The organism is Ponticoccus litoralis (genome assembly GCF_039769985.1).
In the GTDB taxonomy this organism is placed as follows: domain Bacteria; phylum Pseudomonadota; class Alphaproteobacteria; order Rhodobacterales; family Rhodobacteraceae; genus Ponticoccus; species Ponticoccus litoralis.
In genome coordinates, this window is sequence record NZ_JBDNCH010000002.1 from 187,138 (window position 1) to 206,845 (window position 19,708).

Consider the following 19,708-nt stretch of genomic DNA (forward strand, 5'->3'; position numbering starts at 1 on the left):
CGGGTGGGGCCTGAGCCGATGTTCACCGTCACGCCAATCGGATCCTGCCGGATCACCACGCCGCTGCGGATGGGGCAGGCCACCCACGGGGTGCGCCTGAACCTGACGCGCAGCTACGGCTACTGCCACTCGCCCGCCGAGGCGGTGCAGATGGCGCGGTTCCTGCGCGGCGAGGCCGAGATCCCCGCCGACCTCTGGCCGCTGGTCTGCCGCTCTCACGACCGCGAGACGCTGGGTGCACAGCCGCCCGAGATGTCGGACCTCTACCTGGTCGAGATCGCCTCGGCCAAGGAGCTGACCGTCGACGGCGTGTCGATCCAGTTGAACTACCTGCGCTCGGCCTTCCCCGAGTTCCTGTCGGACAGTACCCGCGCCGCCGCCTTCTGGGATCTGGCGGATGCCGGGGACGAGCCCGCCACCGCCGCCTTCCTCGACAGCGCGTGGTCCGCCACCGCCGAACAACGCGCGCAGTCAAAGCTGCTGGCCCGCATCCGCCGCAGCCTGGTGACCCGCGACAGCCTGCGCGCCGACCTTCAGACGCTGGCGTCGTTGCTGCCGGACCTCTTGGTGGTGACGCATGTGAACGCGGTGAAACCGGACGGCCTGCCGATCCGCTCGCGCGCCGGGCTGATCGACATGGTCGCCGAGGAATGCGCGGCGCTGGGTCTGCCCTGCTGCAACCCGACGGAGCTGATGGTGGAATTCGGCCAGCCCCGCGCCATCGAGGACGACAGCACCAGCCTTGCCCATTTCACCGAGACCTTCGCCCGCGCCCTGATGGCCGAGTGGATGCGCACCACCATCGCGCCGCGCACCGAGGCGCTGACCGCGACCCGGCCCGAGCCCTTTGTCGCGCAGGTCGAGGCGGCGATAGAACGCGGCGACCTGAACGACGCCTGCACGCGGCTGGCCCGGGTCTCTGACCGCTTCCCCGCCGCCCGCGCCGCGCTGGACGCGCTTCGGGCCGACAGGGCCCTGGCCCAGTCCGATCTGGGCGATGCCGGAGCCGACCCCGTGGCGTGGATGCGCCGCGCCGCCGCGCTGGGGTGCTTCGACGGGGCCGCCGCCCTGCTGGACCGGCGCGACGACCTGCCCTGCGATCTGCTTACCGATCTTGCCCTTGCGGCCCATGAGGCCGGGGCCTTGCCGCAGGCCGCGCACCTTGCCTGCGCCGCCCTGCGCCAGACACCGCAGGCGCGCCGCCCCGCCACCGTTCTGGCCGGACTGGTGCAGGACCACGCACTCTCTCTTGCGGGCCGTCTGGACCCGGCGCTGATTGCCCGGGTGCAAGAGGCCCTGACGCCCGAGGGCATCGCCCGCGCCCTGCGGCGCCCCGCACCCTGCCTGCGCACGCTGATCGCGGCGGATCTGCCCGGCGCCACCCGGCCCGGATCGCCGGGCAGGCCGGTGTCGCCGCCGCACCCGCCGTGGCCCACTGGCGCAAGGCGCAGGGGCCGGGACGCATCCGCGACGCCGCGCTGAACGCGGTGATCGAGGCATGGCTGGCCGAGGCGCTGGCGCTGGACACCGCCCGGGAGCGCGCCGAAGCGCTGGCCCGGCTGGCGCAGACCGATCCGCGCAACGCCGCCCTGCGCCACGCGCTGCGCGAGGCCCGCACCGATCTGGTGACCCGCATTCGCGGGCTGGGCAAGGCGGGCGACCTGCCCGCGCTGGAGGCTCTGGGCGCCGAGGTGACCGCCCTGCCCGATACCCGCGCAGAATTCGACCTCTGGCGCGCGCGGCTGCTGCTGGCCCGGGGCCGCACCGCCGAGGCCGCCGAGGCCGGGCTTGCCGCCACCGGGGCGATGCCGGACCGGCTGACGCTTTGGGTTCTGGTCATGCGCGCGGCCCGCCGCGCCCGCGACGAAGCTCTTGCCCTAAAGGCCGCAGGCCGCGTTCTGTCGCTTGCGGATGACAACCCCCGACTGGCAGCCGAGGCCCTCAGGCTTCGCGACGCCCTTCCGGCCTGCGCGTGACGCCATGACCTCACTGGCGGAAAAACTGGACTTCTCGCACAGCGCCCCGCCGCTGCCCCCCGGCGCGTCGCAGCAGATCTTCGACCTGGCCCGGGGCGTGACCTCTGCGGCGATGGCCGAAGAGGTTCTGGCGCAGCTGGAACCGCTGCTGAACCGTTTCCGCGCCGACCGCCACCTTGCGCTGGCCTCGGGCCTTCTGATGGAACGCCTGCGCCGCGAAAAGGACATGCGCGCGGTCTGGAGCGCCCTGCAAGAGCGGTTCCCGCAGGACCCGCTGGCGCTGCGCATGCTGATGCGCTGGCTGCGCCGCGACGGTCGCGTGGACGAGGGCCTTGCCCGCATCGCGCGGCACTACCCGGATTGCTGGCGGGCGCTGCCGCAGGCGCGCATCGCCCTGCCCGGCCTGATCGAGCTGAAGGCCCGGGCCGAACTGGATCAGCTTTGGTCGACGCTCTCGGTCCTGCATCCGACCGACCGCGCCATCCGCATGGACTACATCAAGGCCCTGGCCGAACAATCGCGTTTCCCCGAAGCCGCCAAAGTGGCAGATGCGGTGCACGGGCGGGACCGCATGGGCGCGGCCTCACAGGACCTGCTGGCGCGGGTCGAGGCACAGGCAGAGATGATGGGACGGTACGACTTGGAGCAATCGGCAGCGGCCATCGACGCCATCTTCGCCCGCGCGCCCGCGCGGCGCCCGCTGAACCGCGCGCGGCGGATGGTGTTCTTCTCCGGCCAGTTGGGCACCGGCGGCGCAGAGCGCCAGATGACCCGGATCGCCTGCGCCTTCCTCGACCGCGCCGCGCTGGTGGGCGACCCGCTGCCCGAGGTCTGGGTCAAGCACGCCAACCCCGCCACAGGCTCTGATTTCTACCGCCCGATGCTGGCCGAGGCCGGTGTGCCGACCCGCGTCTTCTCCGAGGAGGAGGAGATCGCCGTCGCGGCACTGGATGGCCTGACCCCCGAGCTGCGCGACCTGCTGTCGCTGCTGGCCCCGGACGTCAAGCGCCACACCTGCCAGTTGCTTCAGGCCTTCCGCGCGCACCGGACAGAGGTCGCCTATCTCTGGCAGGACGGCGGCATCGTGCAATCCGCCATCGCCGCCGTTCTGGCGGGGGTGCCGCGCATCGTGACCTCTTTCCGGGGGCTGCCGCCGAACCTGCGCCCGAACTTCTGGCGACCGGAACTGCCGGTGCTCTACAAGGCGCTGGCGGCCATGCCGCATGTCACCTTCACCGCCAACAGCCAGAAGGCGGCCACCGCCTACGAGGACTGGCTGGAGCTTGCCCCCGGCACCGTGCAGGTCATTCCCAACGCCGTGAAGGTCATGCCGCCCGAGGGCGACGACGAGGACCGCGCCGCCTGGTTCGACATCCTCGAACGCTCTGCCCCCTGCACCCGCACCGTGGTCGGGGTCTTCCGCTTCGACGAGAACAAGCGCCCGCTGCGCTGGATCGAGGCCGCCGCCCGCTACCTTGCCAAACGCGACGACACGCGCTTTGTCATGCTGGGGTCCGGCGGGCTGTTTCCCGACGCTCAGGCGAAGATCGCCGAGCTGGGCCTGCAGGACCGCGTCTTCGCGCTGGGGATCCGCAGCAAGGTGGGATTCTACATGCACCGCGCCGACCTGCTGATGCACCTCGCCGCGATGGAGGGCCTGCCCAACGTGCTGATCGAGGCGCAGCTGGTCGGCACCCCGGTTCTGGCCACCCCCGCCGGCGGCACCGACGAGGTGGTGGAACAGGGCGTCACCGGCACCATCCTGTCGGATGCCGAAACCCTGCCCGAAGAGGAACTCGACACCCGTCTGGCCCAGATGCTGGACGACCCGGACCGGCTGGCGCGCTATGGCGCTTTGGCCATGGCGCACTCTATTGATCGCTTCTCGGTCGAGACAATCCTTGACCGGACCGCCGAACTCTTCGAAAATCCGCGCTGACAAGGGCGCAAAGCCCCTCACAACCGGCGCAAAGCCGGCCAGCAAGACGAGCAGGCAGTAGACATGACCACCGTTTTCGTAACCGGCACCGCCGGATTCATCGGCTTTCATCTGGCCCGGCACCTGCTGGACGAGGGCTTTGACGTGGTCGGCTACGACGGCATGACCGACTACTACGACGTCTCGCTGAAAGAGGAACGTCACCGCATCCTTTGCGAGAACCCGCGCTTTCGCTGCGTGATCGGCATGCTGGAGGACATGGAGACCCTGTCGAAGGCCGTCGCCGAGGCCGACCCGCAGGTGATCGTCCACCTCGCCGCGCAGGCGGGCGTGCGCTACAGCCTCGAAAACCCGCGCGCCTATGTGGACAGCAACCTCGTCGGCACCTTCAACCTGATGGAATGCGCGCGCGAACGGGCGGTCGACCACCTGCTGATGGCCTCGACCTCTTCGGTCTACGGCGGCAACACCGAGATGCCCTTCGACGAGACCCAGAAGACCGACCTGCCGCTGACGCTTTACGCCGCCACCAAGAAGGCCAACGAGGCCATGGCGCACAGCTATGCCCACCTGTGGAAGCTGCCGACGACCATGTTCCGCTTCTTCACGGTCTACGGCCCCTACGGGCGGCCCGACCTCGCGCTGTTCAAGTTCGTGCGCGCCGCGCTCGCCGGGGAAAGCATCGATGTCTACAACCACGGCAAGATGTACCGCGATTTCACCTATGTCGGTGACCTCGTGCACGCGATCCGGCTGCTGGTCGACACGCCGCCGCCGCTGGTCGAGGGTCGCGGCGCCGCCATCCCCAAGGACAGCCTGTCGCCGGTGGCGCCCTTCCGCACGCTGAACATCGGCAACGGCGCCTCTGTCGCGCTCTTGGATTTCATCACCGAGACCGAGAAGGCCCTTGGCATGACCATCGAGAAGAACATGATGGAGATGCAGAAGGGCGATGTCCCCGCCACATGGGCCGACACCGACCTTCTGGAGGCGCTGACCGGCTACCGCCCGAACACCCCCGTCGCCAAGGGCATCGGGCAATTCGTCGAGTGGTATCGCGGATACTACAGGATCTGACCGTTTGGCCGAGGCCTTCCATATCGCGCCTCCGGGCGGTCCGGGCCGGGTCCTTGCCCTGCTCGACCGCGAACGGCGGACCCGCTTTGCCGGTGGCGCGCTTGGATACCTCTGGGCCTATATAAACCCGGTGGTCTGGATCGCCCTGATCGTCGGGCTGTTCGTCTACCTCGACCGCCGCCCGCCCATCGACGCGGGGCTGGAGATCTTCGTGGCCACCGGCATCCTGCCCTACGTGGCCTTTCGCCAGACGGTCACCGCGCTGTCGCGCATATTGCCCGCCCATCGCCACATGCGCACCCTGCCCGGCGTCGACACCAACACGATCCTCTGGGCAGGCATGCTGCTGGAGGCGATCAACCTCGCGGTCTCGGCCCTGCTGATCTTCGGCGGCGTGACGCTGATCTTCGGCGCCGCGCTGCCCGCCTCGCTGCCCGGCGTGCTCTGGGCCTTTGCGGTGGCACTGGGCACTGGGGGCGGGCGTGGGCCGCTTCACCGCCATCGCGGGCCAGCTGTCGCAGACCTTCGCGCGCACCGTGCCGCTTGCGCTGCGGCCCTTCTTCTGGCTGTCGGGGGTCTTCTACATCGCCGCCGAACTGCCCGCCGGGGTGCGCGACCTGATGTGGTACAGCCCCTTCCTGCATGTGACCGAACTGCTGCGCGAGGGCTATTTCCTCGGCTTCGACAGCCCCATGGCCGATGCCCGCTATCCGCTGCTGATCGGCGCCGGGTTCTACCTTGCCTCGCTGCCGCTGGAACGCTTCGCCACGAACCGCCGCCTGCTGCGGGGGATGTCGTGATCGAGGTCCGCGACATGACCCTGATGACGCCGGGCCTGCGGCACCGCCGGGTGATCCTGTCGGGCGCCTCGTTCCGGGTTGCGCCCGGCGACCGACTGGGCATCCTTGCCGCGCCGGGCAGCGGCAAGAGCACGCTGGCCCGCGTCCTCTCGGGCATCGACCGGCCCGATGGCGGCAGCGTCCGGCGGCAGGGCCGCGTCAGCTGGCCCATCGGCTTCGCGGGCTTCCTGCACCCGGAACTGACCGTTGCCGAGAACCTCGCGACCCTGGCCCGCCTCGTCGGCCTGTCCGCGCACGACGTGACCGGCTTCTGCACCGAATTCACCGGCATCGCCGGACTGGCCGGGCGGCGCATGAAGACGCTGACGCCGACGCAACGCGCGACGCTGGCCTATGCCTGCGCGCTCTGCGTGCCCGGCCCCGCGACATGGATCGCCGACGAGGTGATCTCGGTCGGAGAGCCGCACCACCGCAGGCTTTGCGACCGGATCCTTGCCGAGCGGCTGGACGAGGGCGCGCTGGTCTTCCTGTCGCGCAACGCGCGCCAGCTGAAGATCTGGTGCGACCGTTTCATGGTGCTGATCGCGGGACGGCTGGTGCCCTGCGACGATCTCGACGTGGCGCAACAGGCGCTGGAACTCGAAGCCGCCAGCCGACTGGCAGAAGGACGAGGTGCGGCATGACACAAACGGCCAAGACCGACGAGGACCGCATCGCGGCATGGCGCGAACAACGCGCCGCCATCGCCGCCGCCGACAAGGCCGCCCGGCTGGGCCACTCCGCCACGGCAGAGGACGCCCCCCGCCCGGCACCCGCACCGCAGGACGCCGGGGCGCCAGAGGCCGAACGCGCCGCCCCCCGGACAGCGCAACGGACAATGCGCCCGCCGGGCCAGAGGGGACGGCGCAGGCCCCGGCGCCCGAGGCGACCGAAACGGAGCAGAACACCGCGCCCGCCGCGCCCGAAGCCTCAGCCGCCAAGGCACCTGCCGCAAGCGCCGCCTCCGAGAATGCACCGGGCGCAAGGACCGCCCCCGCCCCGGCAGCACCCGAGGCGCAGGCCTTCCTCGATGCCGCGCGGGCCGGGACGGCCCGGACCCTCCCGCCAGAGCCACGCGGCCCCCGGTTCCGTCTTCTCGGCGCGCTTGCCCTGCTGCCGGTCCTGCTGACCGGGCTCTATCTTGGCGTCATCGCCACACCGCTTTACGAGGCGCGCTCGGTCATCGCCATCACCCGCCCGGGCGACGCGGGCAACAGCGTGCAGGCGGGCCTTCTGGGCGGCGAGAAGCCGGTCAACCTGCAAGACGTCTTCCGCGCCGCCACCTTCATCAAGAGCCGCGCCCTGATGCAGGATCTCGAAGCGCAGACCGGCTTTGCCACCGAGGTCAGCGGCCCCGCCGTCGACCCGCTGCGCCGCCTGCGCGACATCCCCGCCCTGTCGATCACCCGGCACGGGCGTTTCGACCGCTACGTGGAAACCTCGGTCGACGTGCAAAGCGGGCTGCTGACGCTTTATGTCCGCGCCCCCGACCCGGACCGCGCCATCGCCGTCTCCGAGGCGGTGCTGACCAGTGCCGAGGCGCAGGTCGCGCGGCTGGGTCAGGCACTGTTCGACCAGCGCCGCGCCGATGCCGCCCTGATGCGCGAAAGCGCAGAGGCACAGGTGCGCGAGGCACAGGCCCGGCTTCTGACCCTGCAAATGCGCTATCAGGACGTCGATCCGCGCCAGCGGGTCGAGAACATCTACGCCCGCATCCGCGGGCTGGAGGAAGAGGCCTACCGCACGAGGACCGAGATCCAGAAGGCGCAGATCGCCGGGGTCGGCGAGAACCGCCAGACCGCCAATCTGGAGGCCCTGGCCCTGCAACTGGACGCCCAGATCCGCACAGAGCGCGAGCAGCTGGTGGCACCGGAAGGCACCTCGGCGACGCCCCTGAACACCATGCTGGCGGAATACGACGACGCGGCGCTGGAACTGGAGCTGGCGCGCGAAGCGGTCCGCGAGGCGATCGAGGCCGAGATCGCCGCCAACCGCGAAGCCGCGCTGAACCGCAGCATCTTCCAGGTTGTCGTGCAGCCGGACACGGACGACATTCCGGCCTATCCCCGCAGCTTCGGCACGATCCTCACGGTTCTGATCGCCAGCATCGGCCTGCTGGCGGTGATCCTGTCGGGCCGTGGCGCCACAGCGGGCGCGCGGCAGCCCTGACGCGCTCCGCCTCGGCCCTGCCGGGGCCATGCAACCCGGGACCGGCGCGCTTGCAGTCCGCCCCCCGTCCATCCCGGGCGCCGTCTCCGTCGCGCTTGGCCGAACAACCGTGGCAAGACCTGCGGCAACAGCCCCTCGGGCCTCCGACCCGACCCGGGCGGCGCGGGTGGCGTTGAACTCGGGCAGCAACCTGATAGGCTGAAGGCCACCCAGGGGTGTCCCGACAAGGGGCTGAGATATCGCTGGCGCTTCGGTCGCAGGGTCGTTGGGCAGCGCGGTGACCCTTTGAACCTGATCCGGATCATGCCGGCGAAGGGACAGGATCGCACCGCCCTCTTGCCCTTGCCGGCCCCAGCATGAAGAGGCCGCCTTGCCCGCACCATCGACAGCCCCACGCCCGATTGCGGCGACCATCGCCGCCGTCATCCGCGACAGGCAGGTGCTTCTGGTGCGCCGCGCAAACCCGCCCGACGCGGGGCTCTGGGGCTTCCCGGGCGGAAAGATCGATCAGGGCGAAACCCTGTTCGAGGCCGCGATCCGGGAACTGGCCGAGGAAACAGGCGTCGCTGCCGAACCGCTGCGCGTGGTCACCGCCGTCGATGCCTTCGACCGCGTCGAGACAGGCGCCCTGCGGCGGCACTTCATCCTGATCGCCGTGCTGTGCCGCTGGACCGCCGGAGAGCCGGTTGCGGCGGACGACGCACTGGACGCGCGCTGGGTCGATCTGGATGCGCTGCAAGACAGCGGCCTCGCCCTCAGCCTCGACGTGGCCGAGGTCGCGGAACAGGCCGCCGCGCTGATGTCGCAAATGCCGTCCAGATCGCCAAAGCCCTGACCGTCGCGGACACCGGCCCCGCAACCGGCCGCGCCCGAGAGCACCCGCCTGACCGCGTCACGCCCGCCAGAGACGGGACACCCGGGGCCCTGCCCCGGATGCCGGTCGTGCGCTTTGCCTGCCCCAGCACCCGGGCGTCTGGCCGCCCCCGGGTCCGACACCGCGAGGCGCCCGCGACCCCCAGGACAGGGGCCGCGAGCGTCCCGCCACGGCACTGGCGATGCAGGGCGTGACGCAGAGGACCGTCAAGGGCCCTCCGCTGTCCGGCTCAGGCCTTGTCCTCCACCGGCAGATACAGCCTGCCGCCCTCGCGGAACTTCTCGGCCATGCGCGCCATGCCGTCCTTCTGCGCCTCGGCGCGGATGTCGTGGCTGATCCGCATCGAGCAGAACTTCGGCCCGCACATGGAACAGAAATGCGCGACCTTGTGGGCTTCTTTCGGCAGGGTCTCGTCATGCATCGAGCGCGCGGTTTCGGGATCGAGCGAGAGGTTGAACTGATCCTCCCAGCGGAACTCGAACCGCGCGCGGCTCAGGGCATCGTCGCGGATCTGCGCCGCCGGGTGGCCCTTGGCCAGATCCGCCGCATGGGCCGCGATCTTGTAGGTGATGACGCCCACCTTCACATCGTCGCGGTCCGGCAGCCCGAGGTGCTCCTTGGGCGTCACGTAACACAGCATCGCCGTGCCGAACCAGCCGATCATCGCCGCGCCAATGCCGCTGGTGATATGGTCGTAGCCCGGCGCGATATCGGTGGTCAGCGGCCCAAGCGTGTAAAAGGGCGCCTCGCCGCAGACCTGCAACTGCTTGTCCATATTGGCCTTGATCTTGTGCATGGGCACATGGCCCGGTCCCTCGATCATCACCTGACAGTCCTTCGCCCAGGCGATCTGCGTCAGCTCGCCCAGCGTCTCCAGCTCGGCAAACTGCGCCGCGTCATTGGCATCCGCGATGGAGCCGGGGCGCAGCCCGTCGCCAAGGCTGAACGACACGTCATAGGCGCGCGCGATCTCGCAGATCTCGTCGAAATGCTCGTAGAGAAAGCTCTCGCGGTGATGGTGCAGGCACCATTTGGCCATGATCGAGCCGCCGCGCGACACGATGCCCGTCACCCGGTTCACCGTCATCGGGATCATGTGCAAGCGGACCCCCGCGTGGATGGTGAAGTAATCCACCCCCTGCTCGGCCTGTTCGATCAGCGTGTCGCGGAAGACCTCCCGGGTCAGATCCTCGGCAATGCCGCCGACCTTCTCCAAGGCCTGGTACAGCGGCACCGTGCCGATGGGCACCGGGCTGTTGCGGATGATCCAGTCGCGGATGTTGTGGATGTTGCGGCCCGTCGACAGGTCCATGACCGTATCGGCGCCCCAGCGGGTGGCCCAGACCATCTTTTCCACCTCTTCCGCCATCGAGGAGGTCACGGCGGAGTTGCCGATATTGGCGTTGATCTTCACAAGGAAGTTGCGCCCGATGGCCATGGGCTCGGCCTCGGGGTGGTTGATATTGGCGGGGATGATCGCACGGCCCTGCGCGATCTCGTCCCGGACGAACTCGGGCGTGATGAAATCGGGGATCGCGGCGCCGAAGCTTTCGCCGTCGCGGGCAAGGGCCTCGGCCTGCGCCTTGCGACCGAGGTTTTCCCGGATCGCGACGAATTCCATCTCGGGCGTGACGATCCCGGCGCGGGCATAAGCCATCTGCGTCACGGCGCGGCCCTGCGTGGCCCGGCGCGGGGCGTGGCGCAGCGGGAATTCCGGCACAAGCCGGGTGCCCTCGGCAAAGCCGTTGTCGGCGGGGTTGATGGCGCGCCCCGCGTAGGTCTGGGTATCGCCGCGCGCCGCGATCCAGCCCGCGCGCAGGCGCGGCAGGCCCCGGTCGATGGCGATCTCGGCCTCGGGGTCGGTGTAGGGCCCGGAACTGTCGTAGACGGTGACGGGCGGCTCTCCCGCCGTGGGATGCAGGTCGATCTCGCGCATGGGCACGCGGATCTCGGGGTGTCTTTGCCCCGCGTGCCAGACGCGGCGCGAGGCGGGCAGCGGGCCCGTGGTGACGGTTGGGGTCAGGTCTTTCATCGGTCAGAGCCTCCAGTGCTCAATGCGTTGGAGACCCAGTTCCGCGTCGAATGGGATTGCCGGGACGGATTGCGCCGTCACGTATCCCGTGATCGACGCCCGCGCGGCCAGTGCACCATCCCTACGCCAGTGTGAACTGGATCAGGTTCATCGGGTCACTGCGCTGCGCGGATTTGGCGTCCGGCCAGCAGTATCTCAGCCTCTTGTCGAGACCCCCCGGGTGAGTGGCGGCAAGCTGCGGGACAAATGCAGCCTTGTCAACATCCCGGGCAGAGACCCCTCTCCGCCGCCAAGACCGCGTTGCGATCCGGGTGTCGACAAGCGGCGTGGCGTGAATTATCTATAATTCATGAAACACGCCCCCTCAGAGACACAGTCCGCGCGCATCGCCCGCATCCTTGCCAACCGCATCATCTCGGGCGAGCTGCCGCCCGGCGCGCGGCTGCGGCAGGATCATGTCGCCGTTGAATTCGGCGCCAGCCACGTCCCGGTGCGCGAGGCCTTCCGGGCGCTGCAGACCCAGGGACTGGCCGAGAGCGAGCCAAGGCGCGGCTTTCGCGTCACCGAGTTCGACGTGGCCGAACTGCGCGAGGTCGCCGAGATGCGATCGAGCCTCGAAAGCCTCGCCCTGCGCCACGCCGCGCCCAATATGACGCGCGCTATTCTTCAGGAGGCAGAAGAGGTTACGCGCCACGGTGACAGCGCCAGCACGGTCCGCGACTGGGAGGCGGCGAACCGCCATTTCCACCGCCTGATCCTGTCGCCCTGCCGGATGCCACGGCTGCTGCGGACCATCGACGACCTGCAGGCGGCCAGCGCCCGCTTCCTCTTTGCCGCCTGGCGGCGCGACTGGGAGGCCCGTACCGATCACGACCACCGCGCCATTCTCGACGCCCTGCGCAAGGACCAAACCGACCTTGCCTGCGCCACGCTGGCACGCCATGTCGGCTGGATCGGCAAGCGCAAAACAGCGGTGAAAAATGCCGACCCCCGAGAGACTTACGAGATTCCCGGATAATTATCTATAAATCGGATTGCCAGAACGGCCCCCAATCCTCGTATTTATAGATAGACCTGACAGCTATCTTCGGAGGACAGACCCTTGGCAATTCTCACCCCTTCTCTGACCCGTCCCGCGGCGCTGGGACGCGGCTTTGCGCTGGCGCTTGGCGGCGCGGCGCTGATCACGCTCGGCGCCAAGATCCAGATCCCCTTCTGGCCGGTGCCGATGACCATGCACACGCTGGCGGTGTTCTTCCTCGCCGCCGCGCTGGGGCCAAGGCTGGGCCTCGCGGCGGTGGCGACCTACCTGACGGCGGGCGCCCCGGGGATGCCGGTCTTCTCGGGCACGCCGGAACGCGGCATCGGGCTGGCCTATATGGCCGGGCCGACCGGCGGCTATCTTGCGGGCTACCTGCTGGGCGCGCCCCTGACCGGCTGGCTGGCGCAGGGGCGCGGGCTGATCGGGCGCTTCCTTGCGATGCTGGCGGGCCTGACGGTGGTCTATGCCTGCGGCCTCGCCTGGCTTGCCGGTTTCGTCCCGGCGTCCTCCGTGCTGGCGGCTGGGCTCACGCCCTTCATCCTCGGCGATCTGGTCAAGCTGGCGCTGGCATCGGGGCTGATCACCGCGCTTGTGCGACTCAGGGCCCGCGCAGAATGATCCGAACCGACTGGACCATGGCGGAGGCCGGGGCGATCCACGCCCTGCCCTTCGCCGACCTGATGCACCGCGCCCAGACCCTGCACCGCAAGCATTTCGACCCCAATGCGATCGAGACCGCCAGCCTGCTCAGCATCAAGACCGGCGGCTGTCCCGAGGATTGCGGCTATTGCTCGCAATCGGCCTTTCACGACACCGGGGTGAAGGCGACCAAGCTGATGGAGACCGACGCGGTTCTGGCCGCCGCCAGACGCGCCAAGGCCTCCGGCGCGCAACGCTTCTGCATGGGGGCCGCCCGGCGCAGCCCCAAGGACCGCGACATGGACAAGCTCTGCGACATGGTGCGGGGCGTGGCGGATCTGGGGCTGGAAACCTGCATGACGCTGGGCATGCTTTCACCCGGACAGGTCGCGCGGCTGAAGGCGGCGGGCCTGGATTTCTACAACCACAATATCGACACCTCGCCCGAATATTACGCCCAGATCGCCAGCACCCGCACGATGGAGGACCGCCTCGACACCGTCGAACAGGTCCGCAAGGGCGGCATCAAGGTCTGCTGCGGCGGTATCCTCGGCATGGGCGAGACAGAAGAGGACCGCATCGCCATGCTGGTGACGCTGGCCACCCTGCCCGCGCATCCCGACAGCGTGCCGGTGAACCTGTGGAACGAGATCGAGGGCGTGCCGGTGCAGGCGCGTGCGCAGGCGGTCGATCCCTTCGCTCTGGTGCGGCTGGTGGCGCTGGCCCGCATCCTGATGCCGGCCTCGGTCGTGCGCCTGTCCGCCGGACGCACCGGCATGAGCGACGAGGTGCAGGCGCTGTGCTTCCTCGCCGGGGCGAACTCGATCTTCGTGGGCGACCAGCTGCTGACCACCGGCAACCCGGCGGCCTGGAAGGATCAGGACCTTCTGGCCCGGCTGGGGATGCACATCGCCCCCGCAGAGGCCCGGCCCCGGGTGGCGGCGGAATAGGTCAGGCCGGAACGCTTCGGGCGAGGATCTCCACCGCCCGGGCGATCTGCCCCTCGTCCAGCGCCGCATAGCCCAGACGGAAGGCCTGCGGCGCCGGGCCATCCAGCGCGAAGCGCCTGCCGGGCAGCAGCGCCAGCCCGGCCCGCCCGGCGGCTTCGGCCCAGGCCTCGGCCGACACCGCCTCGCAGCGCAGCCACAGCGCGAGGCCCCCGGCGGGCAGGTCAAAGGTGACGTGCCCCGCCAGATGCTCCCCCAGCAGCCCCGCCAGCAGATCCCGCCGCGCCCGGTAGACCCGCCGCGCCTTGCGGGCGTGACGCCCCAGATCGCCCTCCCGGATCAGTTCCGCCAGCGCCGCCTCCATCGGCGCGTCGCCCTGCCGGTCGATGGCGGCCCGCGCCTCGACCATGCGGGTCAACAAGGGCTCCGGCGCCAGCGCATAGCCCAGCCGGATGCCGGGCGAGAGCAGCTTGGACAGCGAGCCCACGTAGATCAGCGGCAGCCCCTCGGGCGCACGGGCGGCCAGCGGCAGCACCGGGCGGCCCTCGAAGCGGTATTCGTGGTCGTAATCGTCCTCGATCAGCGTCAGCCCGTGGCGCTGCGCCAGCTCCAGCAGCTGCAACCGCCGCGCCGCACCCATGGTCACGGTCGTCGGGTACTGGTGATGCGGCGTGACACAGACCGCCCGGATGCGCGGGTCGCGGGCCAGCGCCGCCTCCAGCGCGTCGATCCTGAGGCCGCCGCCATCCACCGGCACGCCGCGCACCTCGGCCCCCGCCGCGCGAAAGGCGTCCCATGCCAGCGGATAGCCCGGTTCTTCGACCGCGATGACCTCGCCCGGGGACAGCGCCGCGCGCACGGCCAGGAACAGCGCCATCTGGCTGCCCCGCGCGATCAGCAACCGCGACGGATCCGCCACCACGCCCCGGTCCGAAGCAAGATAGCCTGCCAGTGCCTCGCGCAGCGACACCGTGCCGCGCGCATCGCCGTAATCCGCCCCGGCGCGAAAGGCGGGCGACAAGAGCGCCCGGCGAAAGGCCCGGGCCAGTGCCTTGTCGGGCACCAGCTTGGGGTCGGGCGCGCCATCGGTGAAGGCCAGCGCCGCGCGCGGCGCCACCGGGTCCACCGGCGCGGGCGCGGGCCTGCGCGCCAGCATCCCCTGCGGCAGATCCTGCGCGACAAAGGTGCCCCGCGCCGGTTCGGCCCGCAGCCAGCCCTGGGTCAGCAGCTCCTGGTAGGCCGCATCCACCGTGTTGCGATGCACCCCCAGCGCGCGGGCCAGAGCCCGCGTGCCGGGCAACCGCGCCCCGGGCCGCAGCCGCCCCCGGGTGATGTCGCGGGTGATCGCCTCGGCAATGGCAAGGAACAGCGGGCCGCCGTGGCCCGGCTCTATCTCGAGGGCAAGTGGTTCACGCATATCCAGAACCGGCCTATCCAACTCTTTCATACTGGCACTTCCAGATAGGCCAGTGATTTGCCAAGGAGGGGAAAAACGCAAGAGGCTCCGATGACAGTCTTTCCGATCACCCTGCTGACCGGCCCGGTCGCCCCGCTTGCCGGCAGCGAGGCCCGCAGCGGCATCGTCAAGACCCGCGTGGCCCGCCCGCTGGCGCTGGGTCCCGAGGGTTTCGAGGGCGACGAGCAGGCCGACCGGCGGGTGCATGGCGGCATCGAGAAGGCCGTGCACCACTACCCGCAGGACCATTACGCCGAGTGGCGCGCGGATCTTGGCGCGCTGCCGCCGCTGGCCGCCCCCGGCGGGTTCGGCGAGAATATCGCGACCGCCGGGCTCACCGAAGCCGAGGTTGCCGTGGGCGATACCTTCCGGCTGGGCAGCGCGCTGGTGCAGGTCTCGCAGGGGCGGCAACCCTGCTGGAAGCTCAACCACCGCTTCGGCCTGCCCGACATGGCGCGGCGGGTGCAGGCGACCGGGCGCACCGGGTGGTATTACCGCGTGCTCCGGCCCGGCACCGTCGCCCCCGGCGACCGGCTGGAGCTGATCGACCGGCTGGCACCGGACTGGACCCTGCGGCGGCTCTGGCATGCGCTTTACGTCGACCGGATGAACCTCGGCGAACTCGAAGGCATCGCCGCGCTTGACGTGCTGGCCGAGGGCTGGCGCAAATATGCGGTCCGCAGGCTGGACAGCCGCCGGGTCGAGGACTGGAGCGCAAGACTGGACGGCACGGCATGACCCCGCCCCCCTTCGTGATCTCGATCCAGAGCCAGGTGGTGCTTGGCCATGTGGGCAATTCCGCGGCGCTTTTCCCGATGCAGGCGGCGGGGCTGGAGGTGGCGGCGATCCCCACCGTCGTCTTCTCGAACACCCCCGACTACCCGACCCTGCGCGGTCGCGCCCTGCCACCCGAGTTCTTTTCCGACCTGCTGCAGGGCGCCCGCGAACGCGGCCTGCCCGAGCGCGCGGATTACATCCTCACGGGCTATATCGGGTCGCTCGACGTGGCCCAGATGGTGGCGGATTTCGTGGCCGAGGCGAAGGCCGCGAACCCGCGCCTGCGCTATGTCTGCGACCCGGTGTTGGGCGACGAGGGGCCGGGTCTCTACGTCCCCGAGGCCATCGCCGGCGTGATGCGCGACCGGCTGCTGCCGATGGCCGACATCGCCACGCCGAACCCCTTCGAGCTGGCCTGGCTGACCGGGCTGCCGATCCGCGGGCTGGCCGATCTTCAGGCGGCGCGCGCGACGCTTCACATCGCCCCCGCGGCCCATCTGATCGCCACCGGCTGCGTGCTGGGCGACACCCGCCAAGGCATGCTCGAAACCGTGCTTCTGGGACCTGAAGGCCCCAGCCGACACCCGACCGAACGCCTGCCGATCGCCCTGCCCGGCACCGGCGATCTCTTTGCCGGGCTGCTGGTCGCGGGCATTGGGCGCGGCCTTCCCGTGCCCCGCGCCATCGAGACGGCACAGGCCCTGACCGCCCACGCCCTGCGTCACGCCAAGGCGCTTGGCGCGGGAGAAGTGGTGCTGAGCGAACCCGAGTTCCGCCGCGCGCTGCTGTCGCTGGGGTCCGGCTGAGGCCGGGGAACGCGGACCTCGCCGCCAGATTGGGGCGGCGCCTGCCTTGACCACCAGAGGCCCGGACCCCGGACCATGATCCGATGGGGGCGCTGGCCCTATGCCGTCTCATCCGTCCCTGCCCGACGATCTGGCGCGCCTGCCGACCCGCATCCCTGAGCCTTGCCGCCACTGCCGGTGGATGCGGCATGCAGGACCGCCCGGGCCGGCCCCGGGGCACACAGCCCAAGCCACACCCGCACCGGGTTGAAGGCGCGCGGATCCGGCATAATCGATTGTCGGGGGTAATGGCGCACCCGAGAGGATTTGCCCAAGCGGGCTATATCAAGGGGTTGCCCGGAAACATGGGGCAATTCGCCAACGTGTTGTCAGTAGGTTACGGGTCGGGTGGAAACAAAAAAAGACCAACAATGTGCCGATGTGGAGCCAGCATCGCCCGCGGTAGTCGCGATGACCGGCGCCGAGGCCCCAGCCGATCCGGAAGCACACCATCGCCCCGCCAGACCGTGGGACAGGAAGCCCCTCACCCACCCCAGCCCAGCCCCTTCCCGGACTCGCGCGCGCTCTCCAGCGCATTGACCTGCGGCGACCAGTACCGGCGCATATCCACAGCCGGCCCGCCTCGACAGCGACGACACCGCGCCCGCGCCAGTATCTCGGCACGGGACAGCGACAGAACATCGTCAGGGGCCGGGACATCGGCCTCCGCGCCGCAGCAGGAGCATTTGAGCCAGAGCATGTGCATGGCACGGGCATATCACCGCCCCAGCGGCTCCGCCATCAAGCCCCCAGAACATAGGAGCACGTCCTGCACGCCGCTTCACGGCCCAGAGCAGACTTTCATCTAGGCCAGAGATTCTGCGATGCAGCATGAGATTAAGGTCATTCAAAAGTGAACTTGCGCCAGTAGCGAAGGAGTAAGTAAAGACCCGTTCCGCCAAACTCCGTGCGCTTACGTGACCGCCAGCACGATACACGGAAAAAAGCTCTTGATCGCCGCCCAGAGTCAGCTGACGTTTGCCATCAAGCGGTAGTCCACTTGGGGAATATCGATTCAGGTATCTTTTTTGGAGAGGTTCAATATGCGCAGCTACTTTGCTCTGGTCCTTTTAGGTGTAGTCGTAGGATGCGCCCCGACCGTCACTTCGACCAGCTTCAAGTCCATGAGTAGCTCTCTCTTGTGGTCGAAGCACTACACGGTATCCGATCCGCGAGAGTTAGCGTTGATCGAGGCTGAGTTGGGCACCAGGGGTCAGACCGTCAGCGGAACCGACTATCTTGGCCGAAGGACAAGTTCAGCATACGGTAAGAGCCTGTATGCGAGAGAAGCGACGGCACAACCGTCGTCGGACCGTGATTGTAGCGATTTCAGTTCCGCTGCTGCTGCGCAGGCCTACTTCTTATCCAATGGAGGTCCGACAAGAGACCCCGCTGGACTGGACCGCGATGGTGATGGCCTGGCGTGCGAATGGGGCGTCCAAATCAACAAACTCGCGTTGAAGCAGAGGGCGATAGCGACCGCAACGCGCGCTTCATCGTACCGCGCCCCGCGCCCATCTAGTAGCTCGCGATGCTATGTCGGACCGCGAGGCGGTACATACACAATCACCGCCAGCGGCAATAAGAATTACGGTGGATGCTGATGGTCCCGTTGAACCAACGCGTCACGAGTGACGGGCCAGAATCAGCACGGGTAAAAGCATGATCGCCCAATCGAGGAACAAGACCGGATAATCCACCAACATGGACCAGCGAGTTGACGCTAGGACGTATTGCCTGCGTCGTCCATGGCCCTTCACCGTCCCGACCGCCGGGCACGTAACAAGCGGCCCAGAGCCGACATTCGTGCCAGGCACAGCGGATGGCCGGTCCCAGCCATTGCTGCGCGTTTGAGCGAGCCACGGCGCAGAAACAAAATTTGTATAACGTGAAAGGTCAGTGTGTCTTGAGAGCGGAAGTGCGCCTCAAAGGCCCTCAAAGTAACCTCAAGCCCCGCGTGTGAGGACAAAACCGGCAGAGAGGGCTGCGACAAGGAACGCATGTCGAGCGTCCTCTACGGGTCTCATGCAGTCCATCGCTTCATCAATTCTTGTCAGTGCTGTCTGTCGCGCCGCATCCGTGACCGGCCATTTCCGCCGCAGCCAATATCGCACCTTTTCGATAGTGCTGAACTGTTCGATTGTGCCGTTCTGGGGCTGGTGAAGGGCGACAGGGGCGCCCCATTGAATTTCCATCATGTGCAATTGTGCCTTTGTGGTTTGCGCAATCCCCTGACCGCCGCCAAGTTCTGACGACCGGCGCGTGGCTCTTTCGTGAGGGGACTGTTGAATATTATGCGGACAGCATCCAGCCTCATGGGCCGGATTGACCGGGGATCATGAAATCCGGACTGTCAGTCCGTTGTGTCGTCGGGTTTTGTCACCGGCGGCGTATCGGTTTTTGAAGCCTGAGCCTGGGGTTTTATGCTACCGAAATTCCGGGAAAACGGACGTTTCTTGGCAGGTGTGCTCAGAAATTCCTTGAGGTCCAGTTGCTTCTTCGGAACGGAATAACCCATTTGTATCTCCTCATGTCGATGCAGGTTGCCCGCACGGGGACATTTGGAAAATGCTGTACGGGTCAGGATCGTCGCACAGCCTGTGGGGCCGACGCTCTCAGTTCTGGCCGGTGCCGTCGCGCGCTTCTCGGGCAGCTTTGAGTTGAGCCGTCTTGTCAGCGTGCGCTTTGGCCTCTTCGTCGAGAACGCGCTTGGCGTTCGCGGTCGTCTTTTCGATCTGTGTGACCGGCTCAGCAGTCTTTGCTTTGGAGGCGGAAACGCTGGGCGCCAGAGGCTTCCCACCGTTCCCTTCCTGAGCCGGAACTCCTGCAAGCAGGTCTTCCAGCGTTGGCTTCATGCGAGCGCCAGATTGGTAGCGGATTCACGACCGTCACGGCCGGACTCGATGTCGAACGTCACGGCCTGGCCGTCATCGAGGCGACTGATGCCGGCCCGCTCGACAGCAGAAATGTGCAGGAAGATGTCCTTGCTGCCCTGTTCCGGCTGAATGAATCCGAAGCCCTTGGTGTTGTTGAACCATTTCACGGTGCCATTGGCCATATCCGTGGTCTCCTATTGAAATGCTGCCCGCAGGATCG

20 protein-coding genes and 2 riboswitches are annotated in these 19,708 nt (G+C 68.6%); of the genes, 14 read left to right on the top strand and 6 right to left on the bottom strand.

The window, feature by feature from the left end:
- The first annotated feature begins 18 nt into the window (after nucleotides 1–18).
- The 8 genes from ABFB10_RS01870 to ABFB10_RS01905 all read left to right on the top strand — a co-directional run bounded on the left by ABFB10_RS01870 (nucleotide 19) and on the right by ABFB10_RS01905 (nucleotide 8,835).
- Nucleotides 19–1,482, top strand: coding sequence for a hypothetical protein (locus tag ABFB10_RS01870; RefSeq protein ID WP_347165093.1), 1,464 nt, complete (start codon nucleotides 19–21; stop codon nucleotides 1,480–1,482).
- Nucleotides 1,428–1,976, top strand: a complete 549-nt coding sequence (locus tag ABFB10_RS01875; protein ID WP_347165095.1) for a hypothetical protein — start codon at nucleotides 1,428–1,430, stop codon at nucleotides 1,974–1,976. Before ABFB10_RS01870 ends, ABFB10_RS01875 begins: the two co-directional genes overlap by 55 nt.
- Before the next feature lie 4 nt (nucleotides 1,977–1,980).
- The gene (locus ABFB10_RS01880) at nucleotides 1,981–3,915 is read left to right on the top strand and encodes a glycosyltransferase (RefSeq protein ID WP_347165096.1); all 1,935 of its coding nucleotides are present in this window, start codon (nucleotides 1,981–1,983) and stop codon (nucleotides 3,913–3,915) included.
- 63 nt (nucleotides 3,916–3,978) lie between these two features.
- A complete protein-coding gene (locus tag ABFB10_RS01885; protein ID WP_347165097.1) occupies nucleotides 3,979–4,992 on the top strand; it encodes an NAD-dependent epimerase/dehydratase family protein in 1,014 nt (337 codons plus the stop codon).
- Nucleotides 4,993–5,474: 482 nt separating this feature from the next.
- The gene (locus tag ABFB10_RS01890; protein ID WP_347165099.1) at nucleotides 5,475–5,792 is read left to right on the top strand and encodes an ABC transporter permease; all 318 of its coding nucleotides are present in this window, start codon (nucleotides 5,475–5,477) and stop codon (nucleotides 5,790–5,792) included.
- On the top strand, nucleotides 5,789–6,475 hold the full coding sequence (locus tag ABFB10_RS01895; protein ID WP_347165100.1) for an ATP-binding cassette domain-containing protein: 687 nt from the start codon (nucleotides 5,789–5,791) through the stop codon (nucleotides 6,473–6,475). The genes ABFB10_RS01890 and ABFB10_RS01895 overlap by 4 nt, the downstream gene beginning before the upstream one ends.
- A 37-nt stretch (nucleotides 6,476–6,512) precedes the next feature.
- Nucleotides 6,513–8,000 carry a KpsE/RkpR family capsule polysaccharide export protein gene (locus ABFB10_RS01900; protein ID WP_347165101.1) on the top strand — a complete coding sequence of 496 codons (1,488 nt, stop codon included), beginning with the start codon at nucleotides 6,513–6,515 and terminating at the stop codon, nucleotides 7,998–8,000.
- Nucleotides 8,001–8,201: 201 nt separating this feature from the next.
- A riboswitch (TPP riboswitch) is annotated at nucleotides 8,202–8,337 on the top strand.
- Nucleotides 8,338–8,370: 33 nt separating this feature from the next.
- Complete coding sequence (locus tag ABFB10_RS01905) at nucleotides 8,371–8,835, top strand: NUDIX hydrolase (RefSeq protein WP_347165102.1); 465 nt, start codon at nucleotides 8,371–8,373, stop codon at nucleotides 8,833–8,835.
- 268 nt (nucleotides 8,836–9,103) lie between these two features.
- Here the strand turns inward: ABFB10_RS01905 and thiC are convergent, their stop codons facing one another.
- Nucleotides 9,104–10,906 carry a phosphomethylpyrimidine synthase ThiC gene (gene thiC / locus ABFB10_RS01910; RefSeq protein ID WP_347165103.1) on the bottom strand — a complete coding sequence of 601 codons (1,803 nt, stop codon included), beginning with the start codon at nucleotides 10,904–10,906 and terminating at the stop codon, nucleotides 9,104–9,106.
- Nucleotides 10,907–11,006: 100 nt separating this feature from the next.
- Nucleotides 11,007–11,135: riboswitch (TPP riboswitch) on the bottom strand.
- A 120-nt stretch (nucleotides 11,136–11,255) separates the two neighbouring features.
- On the opposite strand from thiC, the gene ABFB10_RS01915 reads away from it, so the two are divergent.
- From ABFB10_RS01915 to bioB, 3 genes are all read left to right on the top strand, one after another.
- Entirely contained in the window at nucleotides 11,256–11,924 is a 669-nt protein-coding gene (locus ABFB10_RS01915; RefSeq protein WP_347165104.1) for a GntR family transcriptional regulator, read from the top strand.
- An 84-nt stretch (nucleotides 11,925–12,008) separates the two neighbouring features.
- Nucleotides 12,009–12,566, top strand: coding sequence for a biotin transporter BioY (locus tag ABFB10_RS01920; protein ID WP_347165105.1), 558 nt, complete (start codon nucleotides 12,009–12,011; stop codon nucleotides 12,564–12,566).
- Nucleotides 12,563–13,537 carry a biotin synthase BioB gene (bioB, locus tag ABFB10_RS01925; RefSeq protein WP_347165106.1) on the top strand — a complete coding sequence of 325 codons (975 nt, stop codon included), beginning with the start codon at nucleotides 12,563–12,565 and terminating at the stop codon, nucleotides 13,535–13,537. The genes ABFB10_RS01920 and bioB overlap by 4 nt, the downstream gene beginning before the upstream one ends.
- 1 nt (nucleotide 13,538) lies before the next feature.
- Here the strand turns inward: bioB and pdxR are convergent, their stop codons facing one another.
- Nucleotides 13,539–14,951 carry a MocR-like pyridoxine biosynthesis transcription factor PdxR gene (gene pdxR / locus ABFB10_RS01930; RefSeq protein ID WP_347165108.1) on the bottom strand — a complete coding sequence of 471 codons (1,413 nt, stop codon included), beginning with the start codon at nucleotides 14,949–14,951 and terminating at the stop codon, nucleotides 13,539–13,541.
- Nucleotides 14,952–15,041: 90 nt separating this feature from the next.
- On the opposite strand from pdxR, the gene ABFB10_RS01935 reads away from it, so the two are divergent.
- From ABFB10_RS01935 to ABFB10_RS01945, 3 genes are all read left to right on the top strand, one after another.
- Nucleotides 15,042–15,728 (top strand): MOSC domain-containing protein, encoded by a 687-nt coding sequence (locus ABFB10_RS01935; protein ID WP_347165109.1) that lies wholly within the window; start codon nucleotides 15,042–15,044, stop codon nucleotides 15,726–15,728.
- On the top strand, nucleotides 15,725–16,573 hold the full coding sequence (gene pdxY / locus ABFB10_RS01940) for a pyridoxal kinase (protein ID WP_347165111.1): 849 nt from the start codon (nucleotides 15,725–15,727) through the stop codon (nucleotides 16,571–16,573). Before ABFB10_RS01935 ends, pdxY begins: the two co-directional genes overlap by 4 nt.
- Before the next feature lie 1,163 nt (nucleotides 16,574–17,736).
- Nucleotides 17,737–18,216 carry an excalibur calcium-binding domain-containing protein gene (locus ABFB10_RS01945; protein WP_347167910.1) on the top strand — a complete coding sequence of 160 codons (480 nt, stop codon included), beginning with the start codon at nucleotides 17,737–17,739 and terminating at the stop codon, nucleotides 18,214–18,216.
- 342 nt (nucleotides 18,217–18,558) lie between these two features.
- Here ABFB10_RS01945 and ABFB10_RS01950 read toward each other — a convergent pair whose 3' ends face one another.
- The 4 genes from ABFB10_RS01950 to ABFB10_RS01965 form a co-directional block, all read right to left on the bottom strand.
- Nucleotides 18,559–18,810, bottom strand: coding sequence for a DUF982 domain-containing protein (locus ABFB10_RS01950; RefSeq protein WP_206565611.1), 252 nt, complete (start codon nucleotides 18,808–18,810; stop codon nucleotides 18,559–18,561).
- Nucleotides 18,811–18,965: 155 nt separating this feature from the next.
- On the bottom strand, nucleotides 18,966–19,130 hold the full coding sequence (locus tag ABFB10_RS01955) for a hypothetical protein (RefSeq protein WP_347165113.1): 165 nt from the start codon (nucleotides 19,128–19,130) through the stop codon (nucleotides 18,966–18,968).
- A 97-nt stretch (nucleotides 19,131–19,227) separates the two neighbouring features.
- A complete protein-coding gene (locus ABFB10_RS01960; RefSeq protein ID WP_347165114.1) occupies nucleotides 19,228–19,467 on the bottom strand; it encodes a hypothetical protein in 240 nt (79 codons plus the stop codon).
- Nucleotides 19,464–19,670, bottom strand: coding sequence for a cold shock domain-containing protein (locus ABFB10_RS01965; protein ID WP_206565614.1), 207 nt, complete (start codon nucleotides 19,668–19,670; stop codon nucleotides 19,464–19,466). The genes ABFB10_RS01960 and ABFB10_RS01965 overlap by 4 nt, the downstream gene beginning before the upstream one ends.
- Nucleotides 19,671–19,708: the final 38 nt, after the last annotated feature.